General features: G+C 68.5%; 11 protein-coding genes. 8 read left to right on the top strand and 3 right to left on the bottom strand.

Annotation, left to right across the window (positions count from 1 at the left end):
- Positions 1 to 69: 69 nt before the first annotated feature.
- Positions 70 to 1080, top strand: a complete 1011-nt coding sequence (locus MFF58_RS00135; RefSeq protein ID WP_238284541.1) for an alpha/beta fold hydrolase — start codon at positions 70 to 72, stop codon at positions 1078 to 1080.
- A gap of 197 nt (positions 1081 to 1277) precedes the next feature.
- Here the strand turns inward: MFF58_RS00135 and MFF58_RS00130 are convergent, their stop codons facing one another.
- Positions 1278 to 2453 (bottom strand): amidinotransferase, encoded by a 1176-nt coding sequence (locus MFF58_RS00130; RefSeq protein ID WP_238284540.1) that lies wholly within the window; start codon positions 2451 to 2453, stop codon positions 1278 to 1280.
- A 210-nt stretch (positions 2454 to 2663) separates the two neighbouring features.
- On the opposite strand from MFF58_RS00130, the gene MFF58_RS00125 reads away from it, so the two are divergent.
- The 6 genes from MFF58_RS00125 to MFF58_RS00100 all read left to right on the top strand — a co-directional run bounded on the left by MFF58_RS00125 (position 2664) and on the right by MFF58_RS00100 (position 9035).
- Positions 2664 to 3776 carry a flippase-like domain-containing protein gene (locus MFF58_RS00125; RefSeq protein ID WP_238284539.1) on the top strand — a complete coding sequence of 371 codons (1113 nt, stop codon included), beginning with the start codon at positions 2664 to 2666 and terminating at the stop codon, positions 3774 to 3776.
- The gene (locus tag MFF58_RS00120; protein ID WP_238284538.1) at positions 3767 to 4378 is read left to right on the top strand and encodes an MlaC/ttg2D family ABC transporter substrate-binding protein; all 612 of its coding nucleotides are present in this window, start codon (positions 3767 to 3769) and stop codon (positions 4376 to 4378) included. Before MFF58_RS00125 ends, MFF58_RS00120 begins: the two co-directional genes overlap by 10 nt.
- Positions 4379 to 4462: 84 nt before the next feature.
- Positions 4463 to 5671, top strand: a complete 1209-nt coding sequence (gene hpnI, locus MFF58_RS00115; protein WP_238284537.1) for a bacteriohopanetetrol glucosamine biosynthesis glycosyltransferase HpnI — start codon at positions 4463 to 4465, stop codon at positions 5669 to 5671.
- A gap of 57 nt (positions 5672 to 5728) precedes the next feature.
- Complete coding sequence (gene hpnJ, locus MFF58_RS00110) at positions 5729 to 7162, top strand: hopanoid biosynthesis associated radical SAM protein HpnJ (RefSeq protein WP_238284536.1); 1434 nt, start codon at positions 5729 to 5731, stop codon at positions 7160 to 7162.
- A gap of 122 nt (positions 7163 to 7284) precedes the next feature.
- Positions 7285 to 8127: a hopanoid biosynthesis-associated protein HpnK gene (gene hpnK / locus MFF58_RS00105; RefSeq protein ID WP_238284535.1), complete on the top strand. Its 843-nt coding sequence runs from the start codon at positions 7285 to 7287 to the stop codon at positions 8125 to 8127.
- Positions 8128 to 8159: 32 nt separating this feature from the next.
- Complete coding sequence (locus MFF58_RS00100; RefSeq protein WP_238284534.1) at positions 8160 to 9035, top strand: helix-turn-helix domain-containing GNAT family N-acetyltransferase; 876 nt, start codon at positions 8160 to 8162, stop codon at positions 9033 to 9035.
- Positions 9036 to 9054: 19 nt separating this feature from the next.
- Here the strand turns inward: MFF58_RS00100 and MFF58_RS00095 are convergent, their stop codons facing one another.
- Positions 9055 to 11721, bottom strand: coding sequence for an MMPL family transporter (locus MFF58_RS00095; RefSeq protein WP_238284533.1), 2667 nt, complete (start codon positions 11719 to 11721; stop codon positions 9055 to 9057).
- Positions 11722 to 12338: 617 nt separating this feature from the next.
- On the opposite strand from MFF58_RS00095, the gene hpnH reads away from it, so the two are divergent.
- Complete coding sequence (gene hpnH, locus MFF58_RS00090) at positions 12339 to 13502, top strand: adenosyl-hopene transferase HpnH (protein ID WP_238284532.1); 1164 nt, start codon at positions 12339 to 12341, stop codon at positions 13500 to 13502.
- 81 nt (positions 13503 to 13583) lie between these two features.
- Here the strand turns inward: hpnH and MFF58_RS00085 are convergent, their stop codons facing one another.
- Positions 13584 to 14204, bottom strand: a complete 621-nt coding sequence (locus MFF58_RS00085; RefSeq protein ID WP_238284531.1) for a GNAT family N-acetyltransferase — start codon at positions 14202 to 14204, stop codon at positions 13584 to 13586.
- Positions 14205 to 14225: the final 21 nt, after the last annotated feature.

Here is a 14225-nt window from a genome sequence, read left to right as displayed (position 1 = left end):
GCGCGATGTCCGATCTGAGCGGGCGGCGCGGCGTCCTGCGGCGCCCGCAGATCAGGTCCCGGCACCGCCATGCTCCGATCCGTCCTCGCCACTCTCCTGATGGTCATCGCCCTTCCCGGCGGCGCCTCGGCAGAACCTCTGCCGCTTCCGGCCTACGGCCCGGAGCTCGAAGGCTTCGCCTACCCGTTCCCGGTGGAGCGCTTCCTGCTCACGTCGCAGCGTCAGCCGCTCCAGATGGCGTATCTCGACATCCGGCCCGGATCGCCAAACGGCCGCACGGTCGTCCTGCTCCACGGCAAGAACTTCTGCGCCGCAACCTGGGAAAGCCAGATCCGGGCGCTCAGCGCGGCCGGCTACCGGGTGATCGCTCTGGACCAGATCGGCTTCTGCAAGTCGAGCAAGCCGGCGGCCTACCAGTTCACCTTCCGCCAACTCGCAGAGAATACCCACGCCCTGATGGACAAGCTCGGGATCGAGCGCCCGATCCTGGTCGGTCATTCCACGGGCGGCATGCTCGCCGCGCACTACGCCCTGCTCTACCCGAAAGCGGTCGGGCAGCTCGTACTGGTCAACCCGATCGGCTTGGAGGACTGGGCCGCCAAGGGCGTGCCGCCGACCTCGGTGGAGCAATGGTACCAGCGCGAGCTGAAGGTCTCGGCGGACGCGATCCGTGCCTACGAGACTGCGACCTACTACGCGGGAAAATGGGAGGCCCGCTACGAGCCCTGGGTGACGATGCTGGCCGGCCTCAACAACGGTCCCGGCAAGGAGGCGGTCGCCTGGGATTCGGCGCTGCTCTACGACATGATCGTCACCGAGCCGGTGGTTTACCGGTTCCCGGAGATCGCGGTGCCGACCCTCCTGCTCATCGGCCAGAAGGACAACACGGCGATCGGCAAGGATCTGGCCCCGCCGGAGATGCGGGCGGGCCTCGGCAACTACCCCGAACTCGGCAAGGCCGCCGCGAAGGCGATCCCGGGGGCGCGGCTCATCGAGTTTCCGGATCTCGGCCACGCGCCGCAGATGTCGGATCCCGAGGGGTTCAACACAGCGCTCATCGAGGGCATCGCGGCGCCCTGATCGGCCCGGTCGGAGGCGTGGATCCGACCCGTCACACCGGCCGAGCCCGCGCAGGGGCTCGAACGCCCGCCTCGTCATCCCGGATCCGCGTGCGGCGCCCCGGGACGACACGACGTGGTCTTCGGGATCTGCGCGCAGGCATGCCCCGTCGCGGGTTCACCCTCCCGCAGCCGGGCGGGAGGGTGACGGTTCAGCCCCTAGAAATACGACTTCAGGACGCCGCGGCGGCGCACGTCGAGGGTCGCGCAGTGGAACGAGCCGCCGAACGGGCCGTAGCTGAGGAACGGCGCCGGGATCGGGTCGAAGCCCCAATCCTTCAGCGCCTTGATCAGCGTCGGCTGGCTCTGGTCGACAACGATCTTCTTCTCGGTGATCGCCAGGACGTTGATCGAGGTCCAGGGCGAGCACATCGAGATCTTGCTCATGAAGCCCTCGACCGGGTCGGGGCGCGGGGCGATCAACACGTCCCACTTCTTGAGCACGGCGGGCAGCTTCTCGACGTCGACGTAGTCCGGGTTCACCAGCACCTTGCCGGGCGCCAGCGGCATGAACGACGAGTCGATGTGCATGGGCTGCGGGCAGCGGCTCTCGATCTCGTGGATGCGGAAGCCCGGGCCGAGGTGGCGGCGCAGCCACTCGATGCCCATCAGGTTCGTGACGTTGGAGCGGGTCACGAACAGGTCGCGGCCGCAGCGGACGAAATCGGCGGCGTCGAAGACCGGCTCGAACTCGTTCACCGTGAACTGCATGGGCTCGCCGGCCTTCAGGTCCGGCACCCGGTAATCGTAGTTGTAGAGGTCGTCGGTCAGTTGCGGACGCGGAGCCGAGGTCCAGCGGGCGCCGGCTCGGAAATACTCCTTGAACAGCGACCGGTAGGCATCGCCCTCGAAGTAGCGCGAGCGCCAGCACATCGGGCTCTCGATGATCTCGTCGCCGATGACGAGGTACGGGTCCCGCGGACAGGCGACGCAGAAGCCCCGCGAGGTCCAGCGCGGTGCCTTGAACTTCTTGGAGAAGTCCACCGTGTCCGGGCGGCGGACCTTCACGCCTTCCCCAGCCAGGATGGTGATGAAGTTGTCGAGCTCGGCCTGGGCGAGCTTCTTCATGAACTTCGGATATTTCCAGCCGCTCGCCAGCCGGTAGAAGGGCTGCGCGGCGCGCGGCAGGTTGAAGATCACGGTCAGGTGGTGGGTCGGGATCGTGGCGCCGTCCAGCGAGCCGACGATCACCTCCTCGAGCGGATCCCACTCGTTCCAGGCCATCACCGGCGATTGCGGCGCCGGCGCGCCCGGGCCCGCTCCGCCGTGGACGCCGCCGGCATGCGTGTCCTCCGTCACGGCCTCGACGGCCGTGATCGTTGATTCGCGCTCCATGACGTGTGCCCCTTCTGCGACGTGGCGCGGCCTTCTACGCGGGCTGTTCAGCTCCGCCGCCGCTTTGGCCCTCGGTGTGTCAAACGGGTGATAGACACCGCTAATCCATGCTGCAACGTGGCAGAAACGTTCTCGGCCCGGCGGACCTATTTCTGCCGCGACCGTGACCGATTTCCCGCATCAAGCCTTCTGCGAGCTTGAAAGACGATAATGAAGCGCCTGACGACCTTGGCCTTGATCGCCGGTCTGTGCACGGTCGTGGGCCTGTTCATGTCCTCCGGCCTGGAAGACGTGTCGGCCGCCGTCCTGAGTGCCGGCTGGGGCGCCGCCCTCGTGGTCCTGGCCCGCATCGTGGCGGTCGCCTGGGCGGGGCTCGGGTGGCACGTCGTGTTTCCGGCCGGAACGGCCAAGCTGCGCGACTGCGTCTCCCTCCGGTTCGTGCGCGAGGGCATCAACACGCTGCTGCCGGTGGCCACCGTGGGGGGGGATTTCGTCGGCGCGCGCCTTCTGGCGAAGCGCAGCGTCCCCGGGGCTCTCGCAGGTGCCAGCATGTTCGTCGACCTGATGACCCAGGCCCTGACGCAGCTCCTGTTCACCGTGGCCGGCCTCGCCCTGCTGGTCATGATCTCCGGCAACGGACCGATCGCCCACACGGTCGAGGGCGGTCTCGCCCTGGCGGTGCCCGCGCTCGGCGCCTTCTACCTGATCCAGAGGCGTGCCGGGCACCGGCTCATCCAGGGTCTGCTCAGCCGCTTCGCCTCCGGCCGCGAATGGCGGGCCTTCGGTGCCATCGACCAGCTCTACGACAGCCTCCGCCGCCTCTACGGCAACCACGGCCGCTTCGCGGTGGCGTTGCTGGTCCACCTCGTGGGCTGGGTGATCGGAACGCTGGAAGTCTATGTCTGTCTGCGGTTCATGGGGTATCCCATCGACTTCGCGCAGGCGCTGATGATCGAGAGTCTCGCCCAGGCCGTGCGCGGCGCGGCCTTCGCGGTACCGGGCGCGCTGGGTGCCCAGGAAGGCGGCCTGATCGCCCTCTGCGGCCTGTTCGACATCCCGGCCGAGGCGGCGCTCGCCCTGTCCCTGGTCAAGCGCTTCGCGGATCTCGGAGTCGGGCTGCCGAGCCTGCTGCTCTGGCATCGGATCGAGGCCAAGCTCCGCGCCGAGGCGCCGGAGGACGAAGAGCGGGAGGCGGATTCCGCGGTCGGACGCACGGCTCAGCGCGTGTCCCAGCCCGCGACTCTCGGGCCGTTCTACAGCTACGCCCCGCCCCGCATGGTCGCGCGGCTCGGCGACGGCGAGGAGTTGAAGAAGTGCGCCTGACCCGCCGCCTCGCGGCCACCCTCATCGCCGCGTCAATCTTCGTCCCGGTCCAGGCATGGGCCGCGGACGACCCCGCCGTTCAGACGGTCCGCGACCTCTACGCGGCCTTCTCCACCGCCCTGAAGGACGGTCCCGGTCCGCTGCCCGCGCGGGTCGACGCCGTCGGGCCGGCCCTCGACAAGGCATTCGACTTCCCCGCCATGGCCCGCGTCGCCGTCGGCTCGAAGTGGTCGAGCTTCACCCCGGATCAGCAGGAGGCGGTGACCGACGCGTTCAAGCGCAGCCTGATCGTCACCTACGCGAACCGGCTGGCCCGCGCCGCCGGCGGCAAGTTCGAGGTCACGCCCAAGATCGAGGAGCGCGGCTCGCAGCGCGTGGTGCCGACCCGCGTCACCACCTCGGACGGCGACGATTCCGCGGTCGACTTCGTGGTGAACGACAGCAACCGCATCCAGGATGTCCTGCTCAACGGCGACGTCAGCGAGATCGCCGCGCAGCGCAATGCGCTGTCCGCGCCGCTGAAGTCCGGGGGCGCCGACGGCGTCGTCAAGTTCCTCCGCCAGCGGGCCGACGGCATGCTCGCCGCCAAGCCGACGCCCTGAGCCGAGCCGACAGGGGCCCACTGAACCGGCCGCACGCGGCCATCGCCGCCCGAAGCGGCCGGACGATCGCACGGACCCGACCGGATGGACCTCTCCTCGCTGGCACTGCTCAGCCTCTCGTGGCTCTCGCTGCTCTGCCTGATCCTGGCGGCGGCGGGCTGCCTCTACGGGCTGGCCGCGGCCTATTGCGCGGGCCGTTACGTGGCGCGCGACGTTCCGGTTCTGGCGTCCGGCTGCGCCGCGCCCTCCGTGACCGTGCTCAAGCCGCTCTGCGGCCTCGAACCGAACCTCTACGAGAACCTCGAGACCGTGCTGCGCCAGGATTACGCCGGCGCGGTGCAGGTGGTGTTCGGCGTCCAGAAGGCCGGTGATCCCGCAATTGCCGTCGTGCAGCGGCTGAAGCAGGCCTATCCGCAAGCGCGCATCGACCTCGTGATCGATGGCCGCCAGCATGGCTCGAACCGCAAGGTCTCGAACCTGATCAACATGGCCGAGGCGATCGCCCACGACGTGGTGGTGCTGGCCGACAGCGACATGGTGGTCCGGCCCGATTACCTGGAGCGCCTCGTCGCGGAGTTGTCGCAGGAGGGGGTAACCGGCGTCACCTGCCTCTACCACGGCGTTCCCGCCTTCCGGGGCCTCTACGATCAACTCTCCGCCCTGGCGATCGACACGCAGTTCCTGCCGAACGTCGTGATGGGCCTCAGCCTGGGACTGGCCAAGCCGTGCTTCGGCTCCACCGTGGCGTTCACCCGGGCGAACCTGGAGGCGGTGGGCGGCTTCCGCACCTTCCGCAACGACCTCGCGGACGATTACGCGATCGGCGCCGCCCTGCGCGGCCTCGGCGGCCGGGTGGTGATCCCGAGCTTCACCATCGGCCATACCAGCGTCGACACCGATCTCTCCGGCCTGTGGCGGCACGAACTGCGGTGGAACCGCACGATTCGCACCGTCGATCCCGCCGGCTATGCCGGCTCAATCGTCACCCACGCCTTCCCCCTCGCCCTCGTGGGCGCCCTGCTGCCGGGGGCCGGAACCGGCGCGCTGTGGGTCGCCGCCGCCGCGCTGGCCAGCCGGATCCTGCTCTGCCGCCAGCTGGAGCGCGCCTTCGGTCTCGCCCCGCACCCCTACGGACTGTTGCCGATCCGCGACATCCTCTCCTTCCTGAACTTCTCCTGGGCCTTCGTGTCGGGGGCGGTGACATGGAAAGGTCACGATTATCACGTGGTTGCGGATGGCACCCTGATCCCGGACGCCGAACTCGGCCGCGATGCCGGCGCGCCGCTCCGCTGAACCCGGTTTCCTCGTCCTCCGCCCTCCCCCCGGCATTGCCCTGAGGCCTTGAACCCCATGCGCACGCTCTTCCTCCAGGCCCCCACCTTCGACGGTTTCGACGGCGGTGCCGGCTCCCGTTACCAGGCCAAGCGCGAGATCAAGTCGTTCTGGTACCCGACCTGGCTGGCCCAGCCGGCCGCCCTGGTGCCGAACTCGAAGCTGATCGACGCGCCGCCGCACAACATCAAGCTCGCCGAGATCGTGGCCCAGGCCAACGACTTCGACCTCGTCGTGCTCCACACCTCGGTGCCGTCGTTCAAATCCGACGTGAAGACCATCGAGGCGCTGAAGGCCGCCAACCCGAAGCTGATCGCCGGCCTGATCGGCGCCAAGGTCGCGGTCGACGCCGCCGGCGCGATGGCCCAGGCCCCCGTGGTCGATTTCTGCGCCCGCAACGAGTTCGACTTCACCGTCAAGGAAGTCGCCGACGGCGTGCCGATGTCGGAGATCAAGGGGCTGTCCTATCGCGATGCCAACGGGGTCGTGGTCCACAACGAGGACCGCGAGATCATGACCGACATGGATCAGCTGCCCTTCGTCACCAGCGTCTACAAGCGCGACCTGGAGATGGAGAAGTACTTCATCGGTTACCTGAAGCACCCCTACATCTCGTTCTACTCGGGGCGGGGCTGCAAGAGCCGCTGCACCTTCTGCCTCTGGCCGCAGACGGTCGGCGGCCACACCTATCGCACCCGCTCGGTCGCCCACGTGATCGAGGAGATCAAGTACTGCCTGAAGGAGTTCCCGCAGACCAAGGAGTTCTTCTTCGACGACGATACCTTCACCGACAACCTGCCGCGCGCCGAGGAGATCGCCCGCGAGCTGGGCAAGCTCGGCGTCACGTGGTCGTGCAACGCCAAGGCGAACGTGCCGCGCGAGACCCTGAAGGTGCTCAAGGAGAACGGCCTGCGCCTGCTGCTGGTCGGCTACGAGTCCGGCAATCAGGCCATCCTGCACAACATCAAGAAGGGCATGCGGGTCGAGGTCGCTGAGAAGTTCACCCAGGATTGCCATGACCTGGGCATCGCCATCCACGGCACCTTCATCCTCGGCCTGCCGGGCGAGACGAAGGAGACGATCCAGGAGACGATCGCCTTCGCCAAGCGGATCAACCCGCACACGATCCAGGTCTCGCTCGCGGCCCCATACCCGGGCACCTTCCTGTACAAGCAGGCGGTAGAGAACGGCTGGCTCGACATCGAGAACGCCGAGCTCGTCGACGAGAACGGCGTGCAGGTCGCGCCGCTGCATTACCCGCACCTCTCGCACACCGAGATCTTCACCTCGGTTGAGGAGTTCTACAAGAAGTTCTACTTCCGGGCTCCGAAGATCGCCTCGATCGTCAGCGAGATGGTACGCTCGCCCGACATGATGAAGCGCCGCCTGCGCGAGGGCGTGGAGTTCTACCGCTTCCTCAAGGAGCGCCAGGGCACCGCCAAAGCGGCCTGACGTCAGGGGTCCGGGGCCTACGGCCCCGGCGGGGAGCGGGGCGGAGCCCCGCGCCTCTTCCAGGGCTCCGCCCTGGACCCGCGAGAGGGCGCGCCCTCTCGACACCCGTGACCGAGGTCCCAGTGAAGCGTCTTGTCGTCACCGCCGACGATTTCGGGCTGAGCCCCGAGGTCAACGAGGCCGTCGAGCAGGCGCATCGCGACGGGATCCTCACCGCCGCGAGCCTGATGGTCTCGGCGCCGGCCGCCGCGGATGCGGTGGCGCGGGCGAGGCGGATGCCGTCCCTGCGGGTCGGGCTGCACCTCGTCCTCGTGGAGGCATGGCCGACTCTCCCGGCGACTCAGCTGCCGGACCTGACCGATGCGGCCGGCCTGATGCGCGCCGACATGGGTCGTCTCGGATTCGACTTCGCCCGCAAGTCCGCCGCGCGCCGTCAGCTCGCCGCCGAGATCCGGGCCCAGTTCGAAGCCTACCGGGCCACCGGCCTGCCCCTCGACCACGTCAACGCCCACAAGCACTTCCACGTCCACCCGCTGATCGCGGGCGCGGTGCTGCGCATCGGCCGCGACTTCGGAATGCGCGCCCTGCGCGTGCCTCGGGAGCCGCGGGAGATCCTCCGCCGCGCCGAGCCCGGTGCCCGCCCCTCGGCCGCCCTCGACATCGCCCCCTGGGCGGCGCTGCTGGCCGTGCGCGCCCGGCAGGCTGGGCTGCTGATCCCGGACCGCACCCTCGGCCTCGCTTGGTCCGGCGCCATGACGCCGGCCCGCGTCGCCGCGCTGCTGGCCGAACTTCCTGACGGTCTGACCGAACTCTACACCCATCCCGCGACCGCCGGCGGCTTCCCCGGCGAGGCGCCGGGCTACCGCTACGCGGACGAGCGGGACGCGCTGATCGCCCCCGCCTCCCGATCTGCCGCCGACGCGTCGGGCGCGATCCGCGGCGGCTTCTCCGACTTCCTCGGTTGACCGGCGTTGATATCTGACTTTAGTCAGATATCATGAGACCTGCCGACATCGCCCGCGTCCGCCGGTTCGCCCGCGCCGTCACCGCCGAGGTCGGAGCCCTCGATTCCTCGTTCCTCGGCCGGGGCCGTCCCCTGGGCGCGGCCCGCGTCCTCAACGCCATCGGTGCGGGACGCACCGAGATCGCCGAGATTCGCGCCTATCTGGACCTGGATTCCGGCCTGATGAGCCGTCTCCTGCGGAGCCTGGAGGACGAGGGGCTGGTCGCGACGGCGCCGCATCCTGCGGATGCCCGCCGCCGGATCGCGTCCGTGACCGAGGCCGGCCAGCGGGAATTCGAGGCCTATGAAGCCCTGTCGGATGCCCGCGCCACAGCGCTGCTGGAGCGCGCGCCGCGGGCCGACGCCCTCCTGCAGGCCATGGATCGTGTCGCTCTCGTCCTGGGCCGCGACGCCATCACGATCGTCGCGGCCGATCCCGTCGACGCGCCGGCGCGGGTCTGCCTTGCGGCCTACTACGCCGAATTGGCTGCCCGATTTCCCGGAGGATTCGACGTCGCGCGGTCCTGCGATCCGGAGGCCGGCGACATGGTGCGGCCGCGTGGCGCCTTCCTGCTCGCCGTCGCCGACGGTCTGCCGGTCGGCTGCGTCGGGCTCAAAGGGTGGGGTGGCCCCGAGGCGGAGATCAAGCGGCTCTGGATCGATCCCGCGGCCCGCGGGCTGGGCCTCTCCAAGCGCCTGATGCACGAGGCCGAGCGGGTCGCTCGCGAGCTCGGCATCCGGATGCTGCGGCTCGACACCAACAGCGCACTTCCGGAAGCCCTGATGCTCTACCGGGGCACGGGCTGGGTGGAGATCGACCGCTTCAACGACGACCCCTACCCGGACCATTTCTTCGAGAAGGCCCTCTAGGGCCTCGGGGTGCCGGCCGTTACTTGGCCGGCACAGGATCCTTCTGCGCGACGCTCTTGCGCAAGGCGGCACCGGCGGCCTTCTCGGCTTCCGGACGGTCCTCGTCGGGCTGCGCCGGCGGCTCGCCGAGGGTCGCCGGCACGACGAAGAAGGCCGCCACCAGGGTGAAGAACAGCGAGAGCGCGAGCAGCTTGCCCATGCTCGCCGTGCCCGGGTGGCTGGACAGGACCAGCGAGCCGAAGGCGCTGCCGGTGGTCAGCGCCGAGAAGAAGATCGCTCGGGTCAGGCTCGACGCGAGCATGTCGTTCACGCCCGCTCGCCAGGCGATCACGTAGTAGATGTGGAACGCGACGCCCACCGCGAGCATCAGCGGCAGCGCGATGATGTTGGCGAAGTTCAGCGGCATGCCGATGATGCGCAGGGCCATCAGCGTCCAGAGGGTCGCGATCACCAGCGGGCCGAGCGTCATCGCCACGTCCCAGGGCTTGCGCAGGGCCACCGACAGGATGACGAAGATCAGCACGAAGGCCGTCACCGCCGCCTGAACGAAGGCGCCCAGAATCGTGTAGCTCGACTGCGTGGTCGCGACCGGAGCGCCGGTGGCATGGGGCGCGACCTTCAGGACTTCATCGGAGAAGGTGCGCAGCACTTGATCGTCGTTCGAATCCCCCTTGGGATGGACCTCGATGCGGGCGCGGCCGTCGGCCGCCACCCAGTCGGCCTTGAGCTGCGGTGGCAGGTTGTCGAGGGTGATCTTGTCGGGATGCAGCAGGTCGCGCAGATGCGCCAGCAGCGGTCCGAGATCCTTCGTGAGGGCGACGGAGGCCGCCTCGCGCTGCGCCACGGGGCTGGTCGCGAGCTTGTCCAGGGTGCCGGCAAGCTGCTTGGCCGCCTGAGCGCCCGTCGCGTCGCCCTTCGCCTCGCTCCCGACGCCGTTGAGCGCCGTCGCGGCGTCCTTGAGCGCCTTGACGTTGTCGGCGTCGGTGGGCGGCGGCGGCCGGCGGCCCGGGTTGAGGACGGGGTCGAGGAGCTGCGCCGTGTCGGCGATCTGGGCGAGCTTCTTGTCCTGATCGCGCGGCACGAAGGTGTCGATGCTGTTGACCGACGCAGTGACCGGCAACGCCGTGAGCGTCTTCGAGAGCGACGGAACGGCCTCGACGCTCGGGGCGAGCACGTCGATGACGTTCGGGCTGGTCTCGGGGTTCTTGATCAGGTCGAGATAGGTGGCGATCGACTGCGTCTTCGCGCTGCGCAGGTGCATCGGATTGGAGTCGAACGGCAGGTGCCAGAGAAGCGGCGCACCGGCCAGGGTCACGAGCCCGACGCCGATCAGGATCGCCTTGCGGTGGCGGATGATCCACGGATCGACGCCCACCAGCCACGCGGTCTGGACGGCCGTCTTCTCGCCCTCCGGCTTGAACACCGCGATCAGCGCCGGCAGTAGCGTCAGCGAGAACAGGAAGGCCACGACCATGCCGACGCCGGCGATCAGGCCGAGTTCCGACACACCCCGGAACGCCGTGGGCAGGAACGCGAAGAAGCCCGCGACCAGCGATACGGCGGCGAGCGTCAACGACCAGCCGACGCCCCGAGCGGCAGCGCGGATCGCGCTGTCCAAGCTCGGCTGCTCGTAGCGGTCGGCGCGGTAGCGCACCGAGAACTGGATGCCGAAATCGATGCCCAGTCCCACGAACAGGGCCGCGAAGGCCACGGAGATCGGGTTCAGCTCCTTGACCATGACGAGGCCCAGCGCCGCCGTGACGACAAGGCCCGCGAAGGTCGTGATGATGACTGCGCCGACGAGCTTGCCCGAGCGCAGGGCGAGCCACAGGAACAGCACGATCGCGCCGACGATGATGCTGTTGTTGAGGCCCGCATCCTCTGAGAGCGTCGCGAACTCCTCGTCCGCCACGGCGACGGTGCCGGTCAACCGCATGCGCAGGCCGTGCTGCGCATCGATCTTGAGATCCTGGGCGACGTTCCGGATCAGCTTGGTCGCCTGGTAGCCCGGCTCCAAGGCGTTGAAGTCGAGCACGGGCTGGATGATCACGAACTTCATCTTGTCCGTGACGCGGCCTTCGCCATTGGACAGGAGTTCCTGCCACGACATCCGCGCCGGCTCGCCCGCCAACACCTTCTGCAGCGTGGCGTCGATCTGCCCCATGGGCTTCTCGAGGTCGTCCAGTTTGGCATCGCCGGTCTTCACGCCACGGGCGCCCAGCGTCAGCACGCGCATCACGCCCCGCAGCGACGGATCGGCGGCAAGCGGCCCGAGCAGCCCCTGCTGCTGGGTCAGTGCCTCAAGGGTCTTGTCGAGTTCGGGCTGGGGCATCAGCAGCAGCCCGTTCTTGTCGAAGAACGGTCCGCCGTCCGGGCGATAGACGGTCTCGATCAGGTTCTTGTGAGCGGTCAGCGCCTTGGCGAGGCTGGCGGCCGCCTCCTCGGTCTCTTCCGGCGTCTGCCCGTTGATCACCGCGACGATCGTGTTGGTGCGCTGAGGGAAAGCCTGCTCGTAGTTGATCTCGTCCTGGCGCCACGGCTCCTTCGGATCGATCAGCCGCTCGACGTCGGTATTGATTCGAAACAGGTGCGCCGCGACTCCGGCACTCGCGACCGTGACGAACGCCAGGACGGCAATCACGATCCACCGATACCGCACCGAGAACGCGACGAGACTTTCGATCACGAGTATCCTGCCTGTTCGCCTCGGATGCGCTGTCGGCGCATCCGGCTCATCCAATCCGGCTCAGCGGACCCACGGTGACCGGCGCGGCCGGGGCCCGAAGCCCCGGTGTCGGCCGCCCCGCGCTCCGCTCGAACACGCCTCAGGTTCGGGAAACGCCGTACCGTCCGCTCCGGCCGTCCGCCACGCTTGTGCGCGCAAATCGCGACCGATATGGGCTCCAGCGCCGCGATCCGCCACGGGTCGCTCTTGCGTTGCAGCCACGTGGCTCAGTAAAGAGAGCGATGCCAGAATGCAACGCGACCGCCCCGGCGTGGTCCTTGCACTCGTCCATGTGCGCTGGCGCACATCGATATCGGCGGGGCGACCAAAATCATGGATGTCCGGTCGCATTGCCGACGCATTGCGCGTGCTGACCTCAGCGACCGAGCTTTCCCGTCCCGCACGTCCGCGCAGGCGGGCCGTGTGGCAGCGTTGCGTCAGGCGCGGAATAAGATGTCATGATCCCGCCGAAACGGGGTCGTTTGAGATTAGTTCCAAGCTAGGTCGCTGGAAATCGATATTTTTTCGCGTTAAGCACCCCGACGCCCCGGGGTCGACGAAGTGAAGGAGCCGCAATCTTGGGTATCCCCCTCCGGTACGTCGCGAAGATCGGCGGCTACATCCTCAAGCAGCACCTGACGGGTCGTAAGCGCTACCCGCTCGTGATGATGATGGAACCGCTGTTCCGCTGCAATCTCGCCTGCGCCGGCTGCGGCAAGATCGATTACCCGGACGAGATCCTCAACAAGCGCCTGCCGGTCGCCGACGCCCTGGAATCGGTGCGCGAGTGCGGCGCCCCGGTGGTGGTGATCGCCGGCGGCGAGCCGCTCCTGCACAAGGATCTGCCGCAGATCGTCGAGGGCATCATCGCCCAGAAGAAATTTGCGATCGTCTGCACCAACGCGCTGCTCCTCGAGAAGAAGATCAAGGAGTACAAGCCCAGCCCGTACTTCACGTGGTCGATCCATCTCGACGGCGACAAGGAGATGCACGACCAGTCGGTGTGCCAGCGCGGCGTCTACGACAAGGCGGTGGCGGCGATCGCGAAGGCCAAGGAGATGGGCTTCCGCGTCACCATCAACTGCACCTTCTTCAACAATTCCGCGCCTGAGAAGATCGCCGACTTCTTCGACAGCGTGACCCGGATGGGCATCGACGGCATCACCGTCTCCCCCGGCTACGCCTACGAGCGCGCCCCGGACCAGAAGCACTTCCTGAACCGCAAGGCGACCAAGGAACTGTTCCGCGGCGTGTTCCGGCACGGCAAGGAGAAGGGCCGCGAGAAGTGGACCTTCCAGCAGTCGGGCCTGTTCCTCGACTTCCTCGCCGGCAACCAGACCTATCACTGCACCCCGTGGGGCAACCCGACCCGTACCGTGTTCGGCTGGCAGAAGCCCTGCTACCTGCTCGGCGAGGGCTACGCGGCGACCTTCAAGGAGCTGATGGAATCCACCGACTGGGATTCCTACGGCACCGGCAACTACGAGAAGTGCGCCGACTGCATGGTGCATTCGGGCTACGAGGCCTCCTCGGTGGTCGATTCGGTCCGCAAGCCCTGGAAGCCGCTGGTGCACGCGATTCGCGGCATCAAGACCGAGGGCGCGATGGCTCCCGAGGTCAGCCTCGAGCACCAGCGGCCCGCCGAGTTCGTGTTCTCGCGCAACGTCGCGCAGAAGCTGTCCGAGATCAAAGCGGCCGGCGTCGACACGAAGCAGGAAGCCCGCAAGCGCACCGCCGCGTGAGCGGCGCGCGCCGCTGACGACACGAGACCCGCGGCCGCGAGGCCCGCGGGTCTCTTTCGTTTCAAGGTCTTCGCAGGCGCGTCAGCCGAGCCGCGGCACGTGCGGTGCGCAATCCCGCGGCAGGGTCCCGTCGAGCCGCGGATCGGGGGCGACCTCGACATGGACGGCGAAGGGAGCGAAGCCCGCGCGGCGATAGAAGGCGAGCGCGCCGGGATGGTCCAGGGTGCAGGTATGCACCCAGAACCGCGTGATCGGGCGCGCCCAGGCCCGGCTTGTCGCCGCGTCCATCAGCGTGCGGCCGATCCCCGTTCCGACCACGTCTCCGGTCAATCCGAGGAAGACGAGTTCGCAGGCGCCGGGCTGTCGGAAATCCAGTTCCAGCAGGCCGAGGTTCCGGCCCTCCCGGCGGAGCGCGAAGATCTCGACGTCCCTGTCGGTGAGGATCGTCGCCAGCGCGCCCTCCGCCAGGGTGAGTCGCGAGAACCAGAGCCAGTCGGCCCCGACCTCCCGGAACAGGGCCCGGTAGGTCTCCGGTTCGGGGCGCAGCAGCGGCTCCAGGGCGAGCTCGGGCGGGAACGGGCGCCCGGGACGCGGGGGCGGTGGGCGGAGCATCTCCAGGCTGGTGACGATCGTCGCGATATGGCCGGGCGGCACCGCCGCGTATCCCGGCGCCAGGGTCGGGATGCCCGTGTTCGGCAGCATGGCGTCCTCCGAGGTCCTTCC

Source organism: Methylobacterium longum (assembly GCF_022179385.1).
Classification (GTDB): Bacteria; Pseudomonadota; Alphaproteobacteria; order Rhizobiales; family Beijerinckiaceae; genus Methylobacterium; species Methylobacterium longum.
Note: the sequence above shows the minus strand (reverse complement) of the source record. Positions and strands in the feature narration are given on the sequence as shown.

Excerpts from the sequence above, each read along its gene's own strand:
- hpnJ (WP_238284536.1), top strand. The coding sequence starts at position 5,729 with ATGCGCACGCTCTTCCTCCAGGCCCCCACCTTCGACGGTTTCGACGGC.
- MFF58_RS00125 (WP_238284539.1), top strand. The coding sequence starts at position 2,664 with ATGAAGCGCCTGACGACCTTGGCCTTGATCGCCGGTCTGTGCACGGTC.
- MFF58_RS00135 (WP_238284541.1), top strand. The coding sequence starts at position 70 with ATGCTCCGATCCGTCCTCGCCACTCTCCTGATGGTCATCGCCCTTCCC.
- hpnI (WP_238284537.1), top strand. The coding sequence starts at position 4,463 with ATGGACCTCTCCTCGCTGGCACTGCTCAGCCTCTCGTGGCTCTCGCTG.
- MFF58_RS00100 (WP_238284534.1), top strand. The coding sequence starts at position 8,160 with ATGAGACCTGCCGACATCGCCCGCGTCCGCCGGTTCGCCCGCGCCGTC.
- MFF58_RS00085 (WP_238284531.1), bottom strand. The coding sequence starts at position 14,204 with ATGCTGCCGAACACGGGCATCCCGACCCTGGCGCCGGGATACGCGGCG.
- MFF58_RS00130 (WP_238284540.1), bottom strand. The coding sequence starts at position 2,453 with ATGGAGCGCGAATCAACGATCACGGCCGTCGAGGCCGTGACGGAGGAC.